General features: G+C 69.2%; 19 protein-coding genes. 9 read left to right on the top strand and 10 right to left on the bottom strand.

Features of this window, described 5'->3' with window-relative positions; all coding sequences use genetic code 11:
• The first annotated feature begins 82 nt into the window (after window positions 1-82).
• The 6 genes from D187_RS01655 to D187_RS01630 all read left to right on the top strand — a co-directional run bounded on the left by D187_RS01655 (window position 83) and on the right by D187_RS01630 (window position 5,893).
• Complete coding sequence (locus D187_RS01655; RefSeq protein ID WP_002622197.1) at window positions 83-703, top strand: hypothetical protein; 621 nt, start codon at window positions 83-85, stop codon at window positions 701-703.
• A gap of 89 nt (window positions 704-792) precedes the next feature.
• The gene (locus tag D187_RS01650; protein ID WP_002622196.1) at window positions 793-1,440 is read left to right on the top strand and encodes a LysE family transporter; all 648 of its coding nucleotides are present in this window, start codon (window positions 793-795) and stop codon (window positions 1,438-1,440) included.
• 204 nt (window positions 1,441-1,644) lie between these two features.
• A complete protein-coding gene (locus D187_RS01645; protein ID WP_002622195.1) occupies window positions 1,645-3,120 on the top strand; it encodes an anthranilate synthase component I family protein in 1,476 nt (491 codons plus the stop codon).
• Entirely contained in the window at window positions 3,117-3,689 is a 573-nt protein-coding gene (locus D187_RS01640; RefSeq protein ID WP_002622194.1) for an anthranilate synthase component II, read from the top strand. Before D187_RS01645 ends, D187_RS01640 begins: the two co-directional genes overlap by 4 nt.
• Entirely contained in the window at window positions 3,686-4,495 is an 810-nt protein-coding gene (locus D187_RS01635; RefSeq protein ID WP_002622193.1) for an aminotransferase class IV, read from the top strand. The genes D187_RS01640 and D187_RS01635 overlap by 4 nt, the downstream gene beginning before the upstream one ends.
• A 96-nt stretch (window positions 4,496-4,591) precedes the next feature.
• The gene (locus D187_RS01630; RefSeq protein ID WP_155893109.1) at window positions 4,592-5,893 is read left to right on the top strand and encodes a hypothetical protein; all 1,302 of its coding nucleotides are present in this window, start codon (window positions 4,592-4,594) and stop codon (window positions 5,891-5,893) included.
• Window positions 5,894-5,923: 30 nt separating this feature from the next.
• Here the strand turns inward: D187_RS01630 and D187_RS01625 are convergent, their stop codons facing one another.
• Both D187_RS01625 and D187_RS01620 read right to left on the bottom strand, forming a co-directional pair.
• A complete protein-coding gene (locus D187_RS01625; RefSeq protein ID WP_002622191.1) occupies window positions 5,924-6,856 on the bottom strand; it encodes an alpha/beta fold hydrolase in 933 nt (310 codons plus the stop codon).
• Window positions 6,853-7,881 (bottom strand): alkene reductase, encoded by a 1,029-nt coding sequence (locus tag D187_RS01620; protein ID WP_245591579.1) that lies wholly within the window; start codon window positions 7,879-7,881, stop codon window positions 6,853-6,855. The genes D187_RS01625 and D187_RS01620 overlap by 4 nt, the downstream gene beginning before the upstream one ends.
• Window positions 7,882-8,034: 153 nt before the next feature.
• Here D187_RS01620 and D187_RS01615 point away from each other — a divergent pair, with 153 nt between their 5' ends.
• A complete protein-coding gene (locus D187_RS01615) occupies window positions 8,035-8,934 on the top strand; it encodes a LysR family transcriptional regulator (RefSeq protein WP_002622189.1) in 900 nt (299 codons plus the stop codon).
• Between the two features lie 30 nt (window positions 8,935-8,964).
• On the opposite strand, the gene D187_RS01610 is transcribed toward D187_RS01615, so the two are convergent.
• The 6 genes from D187_RS01610 to D187_RS01585 are packed head-to-tail and all read right to left on the bottom strand — an operon-like array spanning window position 8,965 to window position 13,500.
• Window positions 8,965-9,423, bottom strand: a complete 459-nt coding sequence (locus D187_RS01610) for a GNAT family N-acetyltransferase (RefSeq protein ID WP_002622188.1) — start codon at window positions 9,421-9,423, stop codon at window positions 8,965-8,967.
• Complete coding sequence (locus D187_RS01605) at window positions 9,420-10,028, bottom strand: glutathione S-transferase family protein (protein ID WP_043427731.1); 609 nt, start codon at window positions 10,026-10,028, stop codon at window positions 9,420-9,422. Before D187_RS01605 ends, D187_RS01610 begins: the two co-directional genes overlap by 4 nt.
• Window positions 10,029-10,041: 13 nt before the next feature.
• Window positions 10,042-11,166, bottom strand: coding sequence for an RNA ligase RtcB family protein (locus D187_RS01600; protein ID WP_002622186.1), 1,125 nt, complete (start codon window positions 11,164-11,166; stop codon window positions 10,042-10,044).
• Window positions 11,167-11,219: 53 nt separating this feature from the next.
• Entirely contained in the window at window positions 11,220-11,684 is a 465-nt protein-coding gene (locus D187_RS01595; RefSeq protein WP_043427728.1) for a 23S rRNA (pseudouridine(1915)-N(3))-methyltransferase RlmH, read from the bottom strand.
• Entirely contained in the window at window positions 11,681-12,214 is a 534-nt protein-coding gene (gene rsfS / locus D187_RS01590) for a ribosome silencing factor (protein ID WP_002622184.1), read from the bottom strand. Before rsfS ends, D187_RS01595 begins: the two co-directional genes overlap by 4 nt.
• Before the next feature lie 17 nt (window positions 12,215-12,231).
• Entirely contained in the window at window positions 12,232-13,500 is a 1,269-nt protein-coding gene (locus D187_RS01585; protein ID WP_002622183.1) for a glutamate-5-semialdehyde dehydrogenase, read from the bottom strand.
• On the opposite strand from D187_RS01585, the gene D187_RS01580 reads away from it, so the two are divergent.
• Window positions 13,499-13,837, top strand: a complete 339-nt coding sequence (locus D187_RS01580) for a tetratricopeptide repeat protein (protein WP_002622181.1) — start codon at window positions 13,499-13,501, stop codon at window positions 13,835-13,837. The two genes, D187_RS01585 and D187_RS01580, sit on opposite strands and share 2 nt — an antisense overlap.
• A gap of 7 nt (window positions 13,838-13,844) precedes the next feature.
• Here D187_RS01580 and D187_RS01575 read toward each other — a convergent pair whose 3' ends face one another.
• Window positions 13,845-14,897, bottom strand: coding sequence for a hypothetical protein (locus D187_RS01575; RefSeq protein WP_002622179.1), 1,053 nt, complete (start codon window positions 14,895-14,897; stop codon window positions 13,845-13,847).
• 117 nt (window positions 14,898-15,014) lie between these two features.
• Here D187_RS01575 and D187_RS01570 point away from each other — a divergent pair, with 117 nt between their 5' ends.
• Window positions 15,015-15,554 carry a hypothetical protein gene (locus D187_RS01570; RefSeq protein WP_043427725.1) on the top strand — a complete coding sequence of 180 codons (540 nt, stop codon included), beginning with the start codon at window positions 15,015-15,017 and terminating at the stop codon, window positions 15,552-15,554.
• Between the two features lie 5 nt (window positions 15,555-15,559).
• Here D187_RS01570 and D187_RS01565 read toward each other — a convergent pair whose 3' ends face one another.
• Entirely contained in the window at window positions 15,560-16,696 is a 1,137-nt protein-coding gene (locus D187_RS01565) for an FAD-dependent oxidoreductase (RefSeq protein ID WP_002622176.1), read from the bottom strand.
• Window position 16,697: the final 1 nt, after the last annotated feature.

Raw genomic sequence — 16,697 nt, 5'->3', positions numbered from 1 at the left:
GAGTACGGGACTTGAACCCGTGGGCAGGGCGATAGCATGGCATCATTCCCGCTGGCACTCCCGCCCGTCCGCCGAGCACCGCATGGCCCAGACCATCCACCCGGGGAACCTGCACCTCATCGACTCCACGGGGCTGCGCGAGGCCGCCGCCCAGGCGCTGGCGTCCGGGCGTGCCGTCCGTCGCTACGTGTGCCCGGCCGTCGTCGAGATCGATGGCTTCGTGGAGACGCTGGTGGTCGGCGGCAACCGGGCGGCGCAGGCCAGCGATGTCGACCCCGTGGTCCGGTGGGGGCTCTGGGACGCGGGCTCGCAGACGCTGCGCCTGGCTGACGGAGCGCTGGTGCTGGGTCTCCGGGGAGAGTGCGTCGCCACGACCCGAGTGGAGCAAGCGCCGGTGGCGGCTGTCCAGGAGGAGCGCCGCGATGCGCTCTCGGCGCGGGTCTCGACGGAGGACGAGGTGCGAGCCCTCGTGGCCCGCTCGCGTGACCTCCTGGAGTTGTTCTTCACGCTGCGCCAGAACTTCGCGCTCGTCGCCAGCCTGAGCGTGGAGCAGCGCCGGCGGCTTCTGCCGACGTTCGGTGACAGCGAGCCTCCCTGGAACATGGAGGGCGTCTGGAGCTGGAGCACGTCCCAGGTCATCGTGCACCTGGGAGAGGGCCTTGACGGGCTGCAGCTGGTGGGCCGACAGCACTGGGATCACTGACGGCTCACCCCCGAGATGGCTACCCTGCTCCACCTCGGGCGTGTTCCCAGCTTGAACGGGGACGGACAGGGCCGTGCTACAAAGCTGGCATGGCCCTGTCCGTCTGGCTCACCTTCTTCGCCGCCTCCTGGGCGATCAGCCTGTCGCCCGGCGCGGGCGCGGTCGCCGCGATGAGCGCGGGTCTCGACCACGGCTTTCGCCGCGGCTACTTCGTGACCTTCGGTCTGGTGCTCGGCATCGTCACGCAGGTGCTCGTCGTCGCGATGGGGATGGGCGCGCTGATCGCCGCCTCGACACTCGCGTTCTCGGTGGTGAAGTGGGCCGGTGTGGCGTACCTCGTCTGGCTGGGAGTGCGCCAGTGGCGCGCGTCGGCGCTGCCGCTGGTCGCGGACGCCGATGCCGGCCCTGCCGGTGGGCGGGGCGTGGTGCCGCGCCGCCAGCTCGTGCTGAAGGGCTGGATCGTCAATGCGCTGAACCCCAAGGGCACGGTCTTCATCCTCGCCGTCGTGCCCCAGTTCGTCGCGCTGTCGGAACCGCTGGGCCCGCAGTACCTCGCGATCGGCGCGACGATCGGGTTCACCGACCTCGTCGTGATGGGCGGCTACACGCTGCTGGCGTCGCGCGCGCTGCGGCTGCTGCGCTCGCCACGGCACCTGTCGGTGCTGAACAAGACCTTCGGCACGCTGTTCATCCTCGCCGGCGTGCTGCTGGCCTCGTTCCAGCGCACCCAGCGCTGAGCGCCAGCACTACAGCGTGGCACATCGACACAGGCAGAGGCCCCTCTGTCGTCCTGGTCGACGGTCCCCTCAAGACGTCCGGCCACCTCGACCTGTGGACCTACGCGTATCCCCCCGTGGGCTTGCCCCGGAGACGTGAAGGCAAGCCCATCCCGGGTCGAACCCCGGACGCATGGACGCGAGGCCTCTGTTACAAGCCCGCCCATGTCAGTCGTCCCCATTCCGCCTCGCTCTCCGCTGGATCGCGAGCGCTTCGAGGCACTCGTGGCGGAAGGCTACGACCAGGTACCCCTCGTCCGCTCGGTGGAACTGCACGGCTCGCGGCCCGTGGACCTGCTGCGAGCCCTCCCCTCGGGACAGCGCTTCCTGCTCGAGAGCACCCGTGTCTCCAACGAGGGCCGCTACTCCTTCGTGGGAGCCAGACCCTTCCTCACGTTCCGAGCCCGGGGCGCGCGGTGCGAGGTGAACGGCGAGCCCCAGCCGGGCGAGCCCCTGGCCACCTTGCGTGGGCTGCTCGGACGCTGGCGGGGCGTGCGGCTGCCGGGAATGCCGCTCTTCTGCGGCGGGGCGGTGGGCTTCTTCGCCTACGAGGCCTCGCACTACTTCGAGTCCCTGCCACGCCACCGGAACGACGATCTGGGTCTGCCGGACATCGCGCTGGACTTCGTGGACACCTTCGTGGCGGTGGACCACCTGGAGGACCGGGCGCTCGTGGTGGCCACGGGCCGTGACTACGAGGATTGCCTTCAACGGGTGGAGGCGCTGGAGCGCGTCGTGCGCACGGTCGCCTCGACCGGGCTCCGGGAACCGGCCTGGCGCCTCGCGGACGGCCAGACGCCGGACGTGTCCTGGCGCTCCAACTTCACGCAGGAGGGCTACCAGCGCGCGGTGGAGCGCGTGCAGGAGTACATCCGCGCGGGAGACACCTATCAGGTCAATCTCTCGCAGCGGCTGGAGGTGGAGCCGCGCCTCCCCGCGCTGGAGCTGTACGAGGCCCTCTCGTCGATCAGCCCGGTGCACTTCGCCAGCTACCTGGAGGTGGACGGCTTCGAGGTGGTGAGTGCCTCGCCCGAGCGTCTGGTGCGGGTGGAGGACGGCCGGGCCATCACCCGCCCGATCGCGGGCACGCGCCGCAAGGGCACTCCGGAGGAGAACGCCCGGTTCGCGCACGAGTTGCGCACCAGCGAGAAGGAGCGGGCCGAGCACGCGATGCTGGTGGACCTGGAGCGCAACGACCTGGGGCGCGTCTGCGCCTACGGGAGCGTCCAGGTGACGAAGCTGATGGAGATCATCGAGTACGCCCACGTGCTCCACATCGAGTCCGAGGTGGTGGGCCGGCTGGCGCCGGGAGTGGCGCCGCTCGACGTGGTGGCGGCGGTGTTCCCGGGCGGCACCATCACCGGCGTGCCGAAGATCCGCACCATGCAGCTCATCACCGAGCTGGAGCCCCACGCGCGGGGCCTCTACACGGGCTCGCTCGGGTACGTGAGCTTCACGGGCGAACTGGACCTGAACATCGTCATCCGCACCATGGTGCTCAAAGGCGGCCGGGCCTGGGTGCAGGTGGGGGCGGGCATCGTCCACGACTCGGAGCCGAGGCGCGAGTACCAGGAGACGCTGCACAAGGCGCGCTCGCTGCTGCTGGCGCTGTCCGCGTGCCCGGTGGAGGGCACGGCATGATGCTGCTCATCGACAACTTCGACTCCTTCACCTTCAACCTCGTGCAGGTGCTGGGTGGGCTCGGGGCGGAGCTGAAGGTGGTGCGCAACGACGCCCTCACCCTCTCCGGGGTGGAGGCCCTGCGGCCCGGGCGCATCGTCATCTCGCCGGGTCCGTGCACGCCGAACGAGGCCGGCATCTCCCTGGAGGTCATCCGCGCCTTCGCGAGCCGGGTGCCGGTGCTCGGGGTGTGTCTGGGGCACCAGTCCATCGGCCAGGTGTTCGGCGGGCGCGTGGTACGGGCTCCGGTGCCCGTGCACGGGAAGACGGCCGACATCCACCACGATGGCCGGGGCGTCTTCCGGGGCCTGCCCAACCCGTTCGTCGCCGCGCGCTATCACTCGCTGGTGGTGGAGCGGGCGAGCCTTCCGGACTGCCTGGAGGTCACGGCCTGGTGCGGCGACCTGGTGATGGGGCTGCGCCACCGCGAGTACCCGTGGGTGGAGGGCATCCAGTTCCATCCCGAGTCCTTCCTCACACCGCACGGCAACACGTTGCTCGCGAACTTCCTGGAGGCGCGAAGCGGATGATGGACACGGTCGCGGTGAACGGAGAGGTGCGGCGGCTCGAGGAGTTGCGGCTCCAGGACTTCCTCCAGTCGTTCTTCTTCGGCGCGGGCTTCTTCGAGACGTTCCTCATCACCAGGGGCACGCCCATGTTCCTCGGGCGGCATCTCGCGCGGCTCCGCTCGAGCCTCGGAGCCCATACGGGCTGCGTGCGCGCACCACCCGAGGACGTGCTCACCGTCAGCGCCGTCCGCGAGTCCTTGCGTCGGTGCCTGGCGGCGGATGCCAGCCTGGGCCTGGGCTTCACGGGCGTGGGCAAGCTGGTGGCGGGAGATGGGCGGCTGCTGCTGTCCTTCCGGGCCCTGCCGGCTTCGCACGAGCACACCGTCCTCGACGAGTGGGAGGCGCACGGCTACCGCAGGGGCGATCCCTCCTTGAGACACAAGAGCGTCTCGTACCTGCGGCAGTACGCGCACCTCGGCCGGGGTGTGGTTTTCGCCAACGAGGCCGGGGAGCTCTGCGAGGCGCCGAACGGGAATCTGTTCTTCCTCCTGGATGATGCGGTGGTGACTCCGCCCCTGGAGGCTCCCTGCCTTCCCGGCATCATCCGCTCCGTGCTGCTGGAGGAAGGACGGCTCGGGGACATGCCGGTCGTGGAGCGCCCGGTGGGACGGGAGCATCTGGAGGCCGCCCGAGGCTGTGTCCTCACCAACTCAGTGAGCCTCGCGCTCGCCGTCCCGCGGCTGCTCGGGCGGGAGTTGCCCGGGAGTCATGCGTTGACCGAGCGCGCTCGGGCCGTGGTGTGGGAGTACGCACGGCATGAGGAGTGAAGGCCCGCACCGCTGCTCTCCCGAGGATGGTTGACGCTGGGTAAAACCTCGGAGGACGATGGTCACACTCTTTGTGCGTCGATGACAGGGATGGTCATGAAGCGGCTTCTGATGCTGTGCGTGCTGGGCGCGATGGCGTTGTTGGGTGGTGAGTCGAGGGGAGCGGTGTTGCAGCTCATCCCTTCGCCCGACGGGACCTACCGAGCCATCACGCTGGATTGCCAGAAGGGTGCGAGCGAGCGATTCACTTTGCTCAAGGTGGTTCGCTCGGGTGAACCGGCCGATTGCGAGACCAGGGCCTCGAACCAACTGAGATTGCCCCCCGGCTCGCCACCGCGCATGGTCTGGAATTCGAACAACTCGTTGCTCGTCGAGGCTCCGGAAGAGGGGGCGAGCGTCGCCATGGATGACATGGATGGCAGGGTGTCGATCTCGTTCAAACAGTGGATGATTCTCGAGGGTTCGTCGAGCGGACCGAGCAGACACGGGGAGCAACTCCCGCCAGGGCTGCCCATCAAGACGCCACCCGTCGCGCCGGCGTGCGGCTTCAGGGGCTTGTCCTTGCCCACCGACTTCGCCGTTCTAGCCGCCGGTGGTGCGGGGAAGAGGAGCGCGGTGCAGATCGATCAGAGTGGGCACGTCGCCACGACCATGACGGTAAGTGTCGACAACCCCGGCAAGCCCGTCGTGCTGATGCTGAGTGCAAGGGATCCCACCGTCTGGTCGATCAGGCGCTCTCAGCAGACGACCCTCCTGGCCGTGCTGGTCAGCAGCTCCTATCGACAGATCGTCGCGGGCCTGGATGCCACTACGCCAGTCACCATTCTTACGGCCGAGAACAGGAGTGCGTGCGGTTTCTTCTACGTGGATGCGGATTACCTCGAGACGCTGAACCCCATGGCCCGGCGGTTCTTCGGGCGTGATGTCGACATGGTCTACCCGGCACACAACGGTGAGGTCATCCTGGGCGATGCGAAGGGCACGCCCTCCAATTGGGTGGGGGGGAGTGACGTGCCAGTGGAGTCGTACGTCGACAAGACGGCTCCGTTGGCGGGCGAAATGGGTCTTGATGACGCCGTGCGCAAGGGGCTGCTGCGGCGCGCGAACATTGGCGACCTCAATGCGTGGGACGCGCAGATGGCGCGCGTGGCGCCTGGGCGCGGAGCGACATCCGTCTCGGGCGATGGGCGGGCCGCCAGGTTCAGGTCGTCGCGCATGATGCGCAATGCATACGTCGTCCTGCGGCCCATGACGTTTCCTGCGGGCCTCTATGGATCGAACTCGGCGGTGTTCTTCGTACCGAAAGGCACGAAGCGCCCGCGTGGCAATCCAGGTCACTCCGAGGTCTACGACTTCAACGACATGAGCTGTACCGGCTCGAGGTGCCACCTAGAGTAGCCGCGTGTCGGCGTTGGTTGGAGGACTCGCTCATCCATGGGCTGGCGAGAGAGGGGCGAAGAAGCGAGCGAGTCTCTCGCCGACCCAGGCCGGATTGTCCTCGGCGAAGGTATGGCCACTCTGGGGGACGAGTTCCGCCTCGACGTTCTCCGCGACCTGGAGCACGCATCCGAGCGTCTGGGCCTGAGGGATGCCCTTGTCGCCGTTCAGGACCAACACGGGCATCTTCAGCTTGGAGCGGAAGGCCGCGCGGTTCTCCCTGCCGTCCTCGACCATCGTCTCGTAATGCTTGAAGCCGGCGCGCATGCCACCCGGCGCGAGGTAGTACGGAAGGAAGAGCTTCAGCGCCACCTCCTCCGCGTCCTTCGACGTGGACGCCCATTTCATCGTGGGCTGCAGGTAGGCCACTTCCTTCCCGGCCGTCAGCAGCTCGGCGACATCGACCTGGGCGTGGAAGCCGAAGTGCCAATAGCCGCCCGTTGCCGGGTTCATCAGCTCATCGAGTCCGAAGCCGGGGATCAGGGACTCGGCCAATATCAGCCGGCGGACCTCGTCGGGATGGCGGGACGCGTAGGCATAGGCGACCATCGTGCCGATGTCGGTGCCGACCAGGTGGATGGTGTCGAAGCCGAGCGACTTGACGATCTGCCGGATGTCCTCGGCGACGTTGACCTTCGAATAACCCGTCTCGGTCTTGGCGGAATCGCCGAGGCCGCGAAGGTCGGGGGCGATCACGGTGAAGCCGGCATCGGCGAGCAGGGGCATCAGCTTGCGCCACGAGGCCCAGGTGTATGGGTATCCATGCACGAGCACGATGGCCGGGCCCTTTCCGCCCACCACATAGTGGATGCGGGTGCCGTTCACCTCGGCGTAGCGATGCGTGAATCCGTCGAGTCCTTTCACCGTGCTGTCTGCCTGGGGAGTCGCCGGGGCCACTCCGCTTGTCATGAACTGGGTGTTCATGCCGCCTCCATCGTGGGGTAGTCCGTCAGGCCGGTTTCGCCCGGCGCGTAGAAGGTCTGAGGGTTGGGATTGTTCAGCGGGGCCCGCCTGGCGAAGCGCTTCGGCAGGTCCGGATTGGCGAGGAACAGTCGACCATAGGCGACCGCGTCCAGGGTGCCCTGGGCGATCGCCTCTTCGCCCTTTTCGCGGTCGAACTCGCCAGCCCCGATCAGTCGGCCCTCGTAGTGCGACCGGATCCACTCCAGCGGGATTCCCGGTCCAGACCCATGGGCCATATCCTGCGCGGTGACACGGGTCACATCGACCCAGGCGAGACCCAGCGGACGGAGCCGCTCGAGAAGATAGGCGAAGGTCTCCTCAACCCGCGGATCCGGGCTCCCCGCGACGGTGGCGCTGGGCGAGAACCTGATCCCAACGCGCTCGGCACCGTAGACCTCCGAGACCGCCGCGAGGATTTCCAGCGTCAAGCGCGTGCGGTTCTCGAGGCTCCCCCCGTAGCTGTCCTCGCGACAGTTGGTTCCGGCCCGGAGGAAGCGATCGAGGAGGAAGCCATTGCCGTTGTGGAGCTCGATGGCGTCGAAGCCCGCTTCCCGGGAGGCCCGTGCGCCGTTGACGTACCCCTTCACGATGCCGGCGATTTCGGAGGTCGTGAGATCAGCCGGTGTGATCGCTTCCATCATGGCCCAGCCGGGTGGCCGTCCCCGGGCTTCGTCTTCCTTGCGTTCGCGTCCGGTGTGCCAGAGCTGGGCGGCGATCAGGCCGCCCGTGTCGTGCACGGCCTCGACCACCTTGCGCCAGCCATTGACCTGTCTGGCGGTGAAGAGACCGGGCAGTGGTGGGAAGCCAGCGCCGTAGGGAGCGACGGCGGTGGACTCCGTGATGATCAGCCCCGCGCTGGCCCGCTGGGCGTAATACCTCGCGACGAAGTCCGGGGGAGCCAGGTCCGCATCCGCTCGCACGCGGGACATGGGGGACATGATCACCCGGTTGCGCAGTGTCAGCGCGCCAAGGGTGACGGGGGACAAGAGTCTGTCTTGATGAAGGATTGAGGTCATACCGGGTTCCTGTTGCTGGGTTCCTGTTGCCAATCATTTCTAGGGGGAGCCCCGGGTCGTTCCAACTGGAAGCGCGGTTGCCAGGTGTGGACATGATGTTCCAGTTCTGGAACGCTCGAGGCCATGTTCGACCTGGACCTGACCGATCTGCGCGCCTTCGCGCGCATCGCCGACTTGAAGAGTGTCTCGGCCGCCGCGCGAGCGTTGAACATGCCGAAGTCGTCCGTCAGCCGTTCACTCGCCCGGCTGGAGGCCGTCGTGGGCACCGCGCTGGTGGAACGATCCAATCGCCATGTGCGGCTCACGGACGCGGGGGCGCTGCTGCACCCGCACGCCTTGCGAATCATGAACGACGTGGACGAGGCCGAGACGGCGCTGGGGGGCTTCGTCGGCGTACCGCGCGGCACCCTGCGGGTGAGCGCGCCGCTCTCGTACGTCCACACCCTGATCGCGCCGATGCTGCCCACGTTCCTCGCGAGCTATCCCGAGGTCCGGGTGGTGCTCGATCTCAACCATCGCAACGTCGATATGATCGCCCAGGAGATCGACGTGGCGATCCGTATGGGTTCACTCGTCGATTCCGGGCTCGTCGCACGCCGTCTGCCATCACTGGAGATGTGGCTTTGCGCCAGTCCCTCCTATCTCAAGGCGCGGGGGACGCCCACCTCGGTCGCGGACCTCGCGGGCCACGATTTCATGGACAGGATTGATGGAACGACGGAGTGGACGTTCGATACCCCTGGTCGTGGAAAAGAGCACATCGCCATCTACCCCCGTGCGGTTTGCCCGGAGCCCGCGGTCGGGTTGGTGATGCTGATGGGCGGAGCGGGTATTGGCAGGCTCCCACGCTTCATGGCCGAGAAGGCGATTGCCGCTGGCGAACTGGTGCGGGTGCTCCCCCAGACGAAGCCGGACACGACCGAGGTCAATGCCCTGTACCCGAGCCACCGGAGCCTTTCGGCCAAGGTGCGGGTATTCATCGACGCGCTCACGGCTCATCTCGGAGGCAAGAAGCCTCGCTGACAAGGTGTCTCTCCGGACGGGCTGGCGGGCTCACAGTTCGAGCGTCATGAAGACGCTGTTCGGGTCGAGCACATAGTCGCCGAACGGTGGGCACTCCACGAAGCCATGGCTCCTGTAGAGTGCCCGTGCGGGCTGGAAATAGTCCCAGGAGCCCGTTTCCAGGCTGAGGCGCGACATGCCGCTGGCCCGTGCGGTCTCGATGATGTGGCGCAACATGGCGCTCCCTGCGCCCCGGCCGCGCATGGATTGCGCCGTATGCATCGATTTGATCTCACCATGCTCGGGCGAGAGCCGCTTCAGCGCGCCGACACCCAGGAGCGTCTCGTCCTCCCAGATCGTCCAGAGGCGGATGCCGGATGCGCGCAGCCCGGTGAGATCCAGGGCATGCGCACTGCCCGGTGCCGTTTCCTCCCGGGCGCTCTTCAGGTGGATGTCGAGCAGCCCGATGACGCGCGGGTCGTCGAGGTCTCCTGGGAGGATTCGCATCATGCCTGGTCTCGCAGGCGCAGGTGGCGCGGCTGGGCCTGCACCCGCTCGAACCAGGCGCGGATGGCCCGGTAGCGTCCCAGCTCGAAGCGGCCCTCGTCCGCCACGTGCGTATAGGCATACAGCGCGATGTCCGCGAGGCTGTAGGTGTCTCCGGCGAAGAAGGGGCGCTTCTTGAGCTCGCCCTCCATCACGTCCAGCGCGGCGTAGCCCTTGTGGATGCGCTCCTCCAGTTCCTGCTCCTTGCCCGTGGGAATCCCGAAGAGGGAGACCCACGCGCGCGCCACGGCGATGTAGGGCTCGTGGCTGTACTGCTCGAAGGACATCCACTGCAGCATCCGCGCCCGCTCCAGCTTGTCCGAGGGGATGAAGGGCGTGCCCTCGGCGAAGTACCAGAGGATGGCATTGGACTCGGCGAGGAACACGCCCGGCTCCAGCTCCACGGTGGGCAGCTTGGCGATGGGATTCTTCGCCTTGAATTCCGGCGTGCGGGTCTGCCCGGCGGCGATGTCCACCTCCACCGTCTCGAAGGGAATGGCGAGCTGGTGCAGCAGCAGGCGGATCTTGTAGCAATTTCCCGAGGGATGGGACTGGTAGAGCTTGATCATGGCGGGCACGAGCCTACTCCCGCCGGCTCCGGGTCTTGTAGGTCAGCAGCGGGGCGAGCGTGGCCACCACGCGCACGAGTCCAGCATCGACTAGATCGCCCACCACGCGATCGATGGCCTTGTACGCGGGAGGGGCCTCCTCGAAGAGCAGGTCGCGGTCCTCGCACACGACGTGGCTCTTGAAGGTGGTGCGCAGGAGCGCATCGGGGGTGAAGCGCTCGCGCAGGCGCTCGCGGGCATGGGTGCGCGTCCACTTGCGGCCCGCCCCGTGCGCGAGGCTGTGGGCATGGTCCTCGCCGTCTCCCAGGGGCAGCACCAGGTAGCTCAGCGCGCCGCGGCTGCCGGGAATCACCACCGGCCCTTGATCCGAGGGCGCCGCGCCCTTGCGGTGCAGCCAGCCCCGTCCGCCCTCCCACTCCTTGGGGGTGACGCTGTTGTGGCAGACATCGAGCACCCGCCGCCCCGCCGCGCTCACGCCCCGCATCACCCGCTCGGCGATGGCGGCGCGGTTGGCCCGCGCCCAGCCCACCGCCTGATCATGCCGCGCGAGGTAGGTGCGCGCCTCGGCCGACTCCTCCGCGAGGCTCCCCGCGCCATGCCGGTCCACGTGCGCGCGCAGGATGTGTTCTCCCAGGCCCCGCGAGCCGGAGTGCACCAGCAGCAGCAGCCGATCCGTCTCCAGCTTCAGCGTCTGGAAGGTGCTCGCGTCGTGCACCGCCTCCACCCGCTGCACCTCGGCGAAGTGGTTGCCGCCGCCCACGGTGCCGAGCGAGGCCTCGAAGCCGCAGGGCCTGACGCCCGCGTCCGCGAGCATCGCCTCCGCGTCGCCCTCCCAGGGGCCCTCCAGGTCCAGTCGCGCGGCCCATCGCTCCGGCTTCGCCTTGCGCGCGGGCAGATCCAACGCCCACAGCCCCATGCCGCACCCGATGTCGTTGCCCACCAGGAAGGGATAGAAGACGCCTTGCGAGGTGAACGCGGCGCCCACGGGAGCGCCCTTGCCCGGGTGCAGGTCTGGCAGGCCCACCGCGGAGCGCATGCCGGGAAGCCGCGCGGCGGCCTCGAGTTGACGCAGGGCTTCTCCCTCCACCCACGACTGGGGCGAGGCGATGACACGGACGCGGGGCAGGGTGGAGTTCATGCCGCCCCTGGACGCGCGCGGCGCGCGCTGTCTGACGCGCCGGGCGGGGCGGGCTATTTGTGGTACGGCTCGCCCTTGAGGAGCGTGAAGGCGCGGTAGAGCTGCTCCACCAGCACCACGCGCGCCAGGCGGTGCGGCAGCGTCATCTTCGACAGTGAGAGGATGAGGTCGGCCGACTGCCGCACCCGCTCGTCCAGCCCCTCGTCCCCACCGATGACGAGGAGGAGATCCTTCGCGCCATCCCGGGCCCGGCCCACGTAGCGGCTGAACTCCACCGAGTCGAGCAGCTTGCCCCGCTCGTCGAGCGCCACCAGCAAGTCTTGCGGCTTCCTGCGAGCGAGCAGGGCGTCGGCCTCGAGCGCGCGGGCGTCCGTGGCCTTGCCCTTCTTGCCACCGGCCTCGGGCAGCTCCACCAGCTCGAAGCGGGTGTAGTGGGCCAGGCGCGAGGCGTACTCCTGGACCGCGGGCTCATAGAGGCCCGAGCGATCCCTGCCCACCGAGACGAGCCGGACCTTCAGGCCACCTTCTCCCGGCGCGCGTCGGCCCAGATGCCCTCGAGGTCATAGTGGGCGCGCATCTCCGAGTAGAAGATGTGGGCGACCACCTCGCCGAAGTCCAGGAGCACCCACTGGCCGGTGTCCATGCCCTCGTGGCCCACGGGGCGCAGGCCCTCGCTCTCCTTGAGCTTGACGAGCACGTGCTCGGCCATGGAGGACACCTGCCGGTCACTCTCACCCGAGGCCACCACGACGTAGTCGGCGTAGGACGTCATGCCGCGCACGTCGAGGATGACGATGTCCACGGCCTTCTTGTCCGACAGCAGGTTGGCGATCTTTCGCGCGAGCGCATGGGCGCGCGGATTCTCCAGGATGGCTGGAGCCGCCGCCGCCGGCGCGGGCGCCTTCTTCTTGCGGACGGACGGCTTCTTGCGCACGGCCAGCTTCTTCGCCGTCGTCTTCTTCGCGGCCGTCTTCTTGCGGGCGGCGGGCGTCTTCGTCGCGCTCTTCTTCTTCGCCGCCGGCTTCTTCGTCGTCTTCTTGGTCGCCATACGTGTCTGGGCGCACCCTAGCGCACCTGGCCCTGTCCGTGGATGACGTACTTTTGACTCGTCAATTCTCTCAGGCCCATGGGTCCAAAGGCGTGCAGTCGGCTGGTGGAAATCCCGATTTCGGCCCCCAGGCCCAGTTCTCCCCCGTCGTTGAAGCGCGTGGAGGCGTTCCAGACCACCGCGCTCGCCTGGGCTTCCCGGGTGAAGCGCCCGGCCACCCCGGCATCCGCCGTGACGATGGCCTCGGTGTGCTCGCTGCCGTAGCGGCCGATGTGCTCCAGCGCCTCGTCCAGCCCGTCCACCACCCGGATGGCCAGGATGAGCTCCAGGTACTCCCGGCCCCAGTCTTCCTCGGACGCGGGCCGCGCCGCCACGCCGGCCTGCCCCAGAATCCCCGCCGAGGTCGCGTCCGCGCGCAGCTCCACGCCCCGCGCCGCGAGCTCCCGGCCCACCTGGGGCAGGAAGCGCCCGGCGATGGTCCGGTCCACCAGCAGACACTCGGCGGCGTTGCACACCCCCGGACGGCTCGTCTTGGCGTTGAGCACGATGCGCGTGGCCATCTCCAGGTCCGCCGCGGCGTGCACGTACACGTGGCAGACGCCCTTGTAGTGCTTCACCACGGGAATGCGCGCGTTCTCCGCCACGAAGCGGATGAGGCTCTCGCCGCCCCGGGGAATGCACAGGTCGATGAGGCCCTCGAGCTTGAGCAGCTCCAGCAGCGTCTCGCGCTCGCCCGGGGGCACCGGCTGGATGCTCGCGGCCGGCAGCCCCACCTCGGTGAGCCCCGCCCCCAGCGCCGCCGCGATGGCCGCGTTGGAGCGCGCCGCCTCGCTGCCTCCGCGCAGGAGCGCCGCGTTGCCACTCTTGAGGCACAGCGCCGCCGCGTCGCTCGTCACGTTGGGCCGGGCCTCGTAGATCATCAGCACCACCCCCAGCGGCAGCCGCACCTTGCTCACGTGCAGGCCGTTGGGCCGGTCCCACTCCTCCGTCCGCTCGCCCACCGGATCCTTCAGGTTCGCCACCTCCTCCACCGCCCGGGCCATGGCCTCCACCCGTGCGGCGTCCAGCAGGAGCCGGTCCAGGAAGGCCGGGGGCTTGCCCGCGGCGCGCGCGGCGGCCACGTCCTCGGCGTTGGCGGCCAGCAGCGAGGGCAGGGCGGCGCGCAGGTGGCGGGCCATGGCACGCAGGGCCTCGTCCTTCTGGGCGGTGGGGGCGGAGGCGAGCACGCGCGAGGCCTTGCGGGCGGCCTCGGCGAGGGAGCGCACGTCTTGCTTGGCAACGGACATGCCTCTCCTCTATCACCCCGCCATGAGCGACGCCCGGTTGGAGCAGTTCAAGAAGATGGCCGCCCAGTTCCCCGACGCCCCCATGGCGCACTTCTCCCTGGGCAAGGCCCTGTTGGAGGCGCGGCGCTACGCCGAGGCGGCCGAGGCCCTGGAGACCGCCGTCCGCCTGGATCCCCAGTACGCCGCCGCCCTGGTGTCCCTGGGAGACGCCTACTCTGGAGCCGGGCAGACGTCCCGGGCGCGCGAGGTGCTCACCCGCGCCCGCGACACGGCGCTCGCCCAGAGCCACGCGAGCCTCGCCGAGGAGATCGACGAGCGGCTGTCCGGGCTGGAGTGAGCGGGCGTCAGGGCCGCCAGGTCAGGCCCACGCCCACCACGGGGCGGAAGTAGGACAGGCCCGTGGTGGGCATCCGGCTGCTGCCATAGATGGCCGAGGACAGTTCCACGTCGAGCCAGTCGTTCAGCGGCCGCACCAGCCGCACCGACAGCATGTTCTGCGCCTCGTCCTCCTCGAGCAGGGTGATCTCCGGCGACAGGTAGACGCCATCCGGGTAGAGGTTGAGCCCGAGCGCGCCCTGGGCCAGCAGCGTCAGCTTCCAGGGCAGGCGCATCCCCAGGGTGGCGCTCAGCCGGTGGCGGTGCACCGACTCGCCGAAGCTGTTGGAGTTGTTCTCCGCGTAGGTGTACGCGAGCCCCAGCGTCAGGGGGCCCTTGTAGGTGTAGCCCACGCTCGCGAGCAGGGCCGTGTCCGCGCGTTGAGCCGTCATCCGCGGGGGCTCCGCCGGGGCCAGGCGCGCGGCCGAGTCGTAGCGGCGCGCGCCGTACTCCCCGGTGAGGCTGAAGGCATGGCGGCGGTCGAGCCGGTAGCGCGCGAGCACTCCCAGCTCGGGGCTGCCGAAGTTCGCGGCGGAGTCCGGACGGTACACGAAGCGGTGGGCGCCCAGGCGCAGGCGCAGGGCGAGCCGCGCGTCCGGGACGTACTCGGCGAAGGCCGAGGCCGCCAGGTCCGTGTACTCGCGGCTTCCTCCTCGCCGGTCCTTGGCACGTCCCTCCACGCCCAGGCCGAGCGACTCGCCCAGCGCGTGCGAGCCCTCCAGCGCGGCGGCTTGCACGAGCGTGTTCTCCTGGGTGTAGCCGAGGTAGACGCGAGCGCCCCCGTCGTAGCGGCCCACGAGCTGCCAGCGCTCGGCGGTGTAGCGGCCCTCGGCCGAGGCGAGCAGGCTGAACACCCCATCCGAGGTGTCACGGGAGATGCCTCGTTGGGAGAAGTCGCGCGGCGCGTTGCCATCCCACAGCACCCGGCTCGTCACGCGCAGGCGTCCCTCCACGTCGGCGGCCCGCGCACCACCGGCCCGCGCCACGACCAGCACCAGGAGCGTGGAGAGGATGCGTTTCAAGCGGGCGCACCATACTCCGGGCCAAGCCCGCCCTGTCCACGATGAGGATCGGCCTCCCAGGGGGCTTCACGGGGGCCTCGGTGACGTCTCCCCGGCGGGCCGGTAGATTCCCGCCCCATGCGCCCCCCTTTCGTGCTCCCCATGTGTGCCCTGCTCGCGCTCGTGGCCTGCGCGTCCCCCTCGTATGTCGCCAATCTCAAGGGCGAGACGACCATTCCCGCCGCTCCCCCGAGCGACACCGGCACCCCGCTCGACGCCTTCCCGGCCTTTGGCAGCTTCACCAACCTCGACTTCAACCGGAACCAGGACTTCCAGAACCTGGACATCACCAAGGATCGCGTGACGTCCGCGCGCGTCTTTTCCTTCCAGCTCAAGGTGCTCGCGCCCGCGGACCAGGACTTCTCCTTCCTGGACACCGTGGAATGCTACGCGCGCTCGGGAGATCGGGAGGTGCGGGTGGCGCACAAGCAGAACATCTCCTCGCTGAACTTGAGCGCGCCCAATCCCGTGCTGTTCCTGGAGCTGACGGATGCGGAGCTGCAGCCCTTCCTCGCCGCTCCGTCCATGAGCCTGATCGTGAGGGGCAAGGGCCGCATGCCGTCACGCGAGGTGCGCCTGCAGGCCGACGTGAAGCTGGATGTGCTCGTGGGGCGGTGAGTCGGTCAGCCAACCGCGGCGTACCGGGCCATCATGTCCAGGATGCCCTGGGGGGCGTCGGGCTTGAAGAACTCGATGAGGTTGGCGGCGGACTCGGCGGCCGACTTCTCGCTCCGGGGGAACAGCTCCCGCTCGTACGCCGCCAGCGCTGCTTCCACGTCGCCCGGGTGGGTGACGAGCGCCCTCCCGAGTTCGGCCCCGTCGAGCATGGCCAGGTTGGCGCCCTCCCCGGCGAAGGGCGACATCAGGTGGGCGGCGTCGCCGAGCAGGGTGACCCCCGGCGTCCGGGGCCAGGAATGCCCGACCGGCAGGGCGTGGATGGGCCGGGGCACGAGGTGGTCGTCGGCGTCGGAGATCAGCGCGAGCAGCGAGTCGTCCCAGCCGGCGAAGTGCTTCAGCAGGTGGGCCTTGATGGCGGCCGGGTCGGTGACGTCGAGGGAGGCCGCCCAGTCGGCCGGCTTCATCAGCGCGATGTAGACGTGCAGCTCGCCCTTGCCTCCGCGGTGGGCGAGCATTCCCTTGTGCGCGCCCAGCGCGAACATCGAGCCTCGGCCCACGAGGGCGGCGCTGGCTTGATGCCGGGTGTCGGCCTCGTTCAGGTGGGCCTCGATGAAGGACAGCCCCGAGTAGACCGGCACGGCCGCCGACACGAGGGGACGGACCTTGGACCAGGCTCCGTCGGCGCCGATCAGCAGCTCGGTGTCGACCACGTCCCCGTTGCCCAGCGTCAGTTGGTGCCGGCCGTCGCCCAGCGCGCGGATGGCGGTGACCTTGGAGCCCCAGCGGACCGTGCCCTCGGGCAGGGAGGACAGCAGGAGGTCGCGCAGCGCGCCGCGCTCGACCTCGGGCCGGCCCCCTCCGCCCTCGTGGGCCAGGCGCACGGTCGCGTTCTTGTCCAGGATGCGCAGCTCCTCGCCGCCAGGTTGGATCAGCGGCAGGAACTGCTCGAACAGCCCGGCCTCACGCAGGGCTCGCTGGCCGGAGTCCTCGTGGATGTCCAGCATTCCGCCCTGGTGGCGGGCAGTGGGTGAGGCGTCGAGATCGTAGAGGGTGGCGTGGATGCCGGAGCGGGTCAGGACGCGGGCAAGGGTCAATCCGCCCAGTCCGGCTCCGACGATGGTGATCGAGGGGGTCGCGGTCATG

The organism is Cystobacter fuscus DSM 2262 (assembly GCF_000335475.2).
Classification (GTDB): domain Bacteria; phylum Myxococcota; class Myxococcia; order Myxococcales; family Myxococcaceae; genus Cystobacter; species Cystobacter fuscus.
The sequence above is the reverse complement of the archived record's forward strand: the minus strand, read 5'-3'. Positions and strand labels throughout refer to the sequence as shown.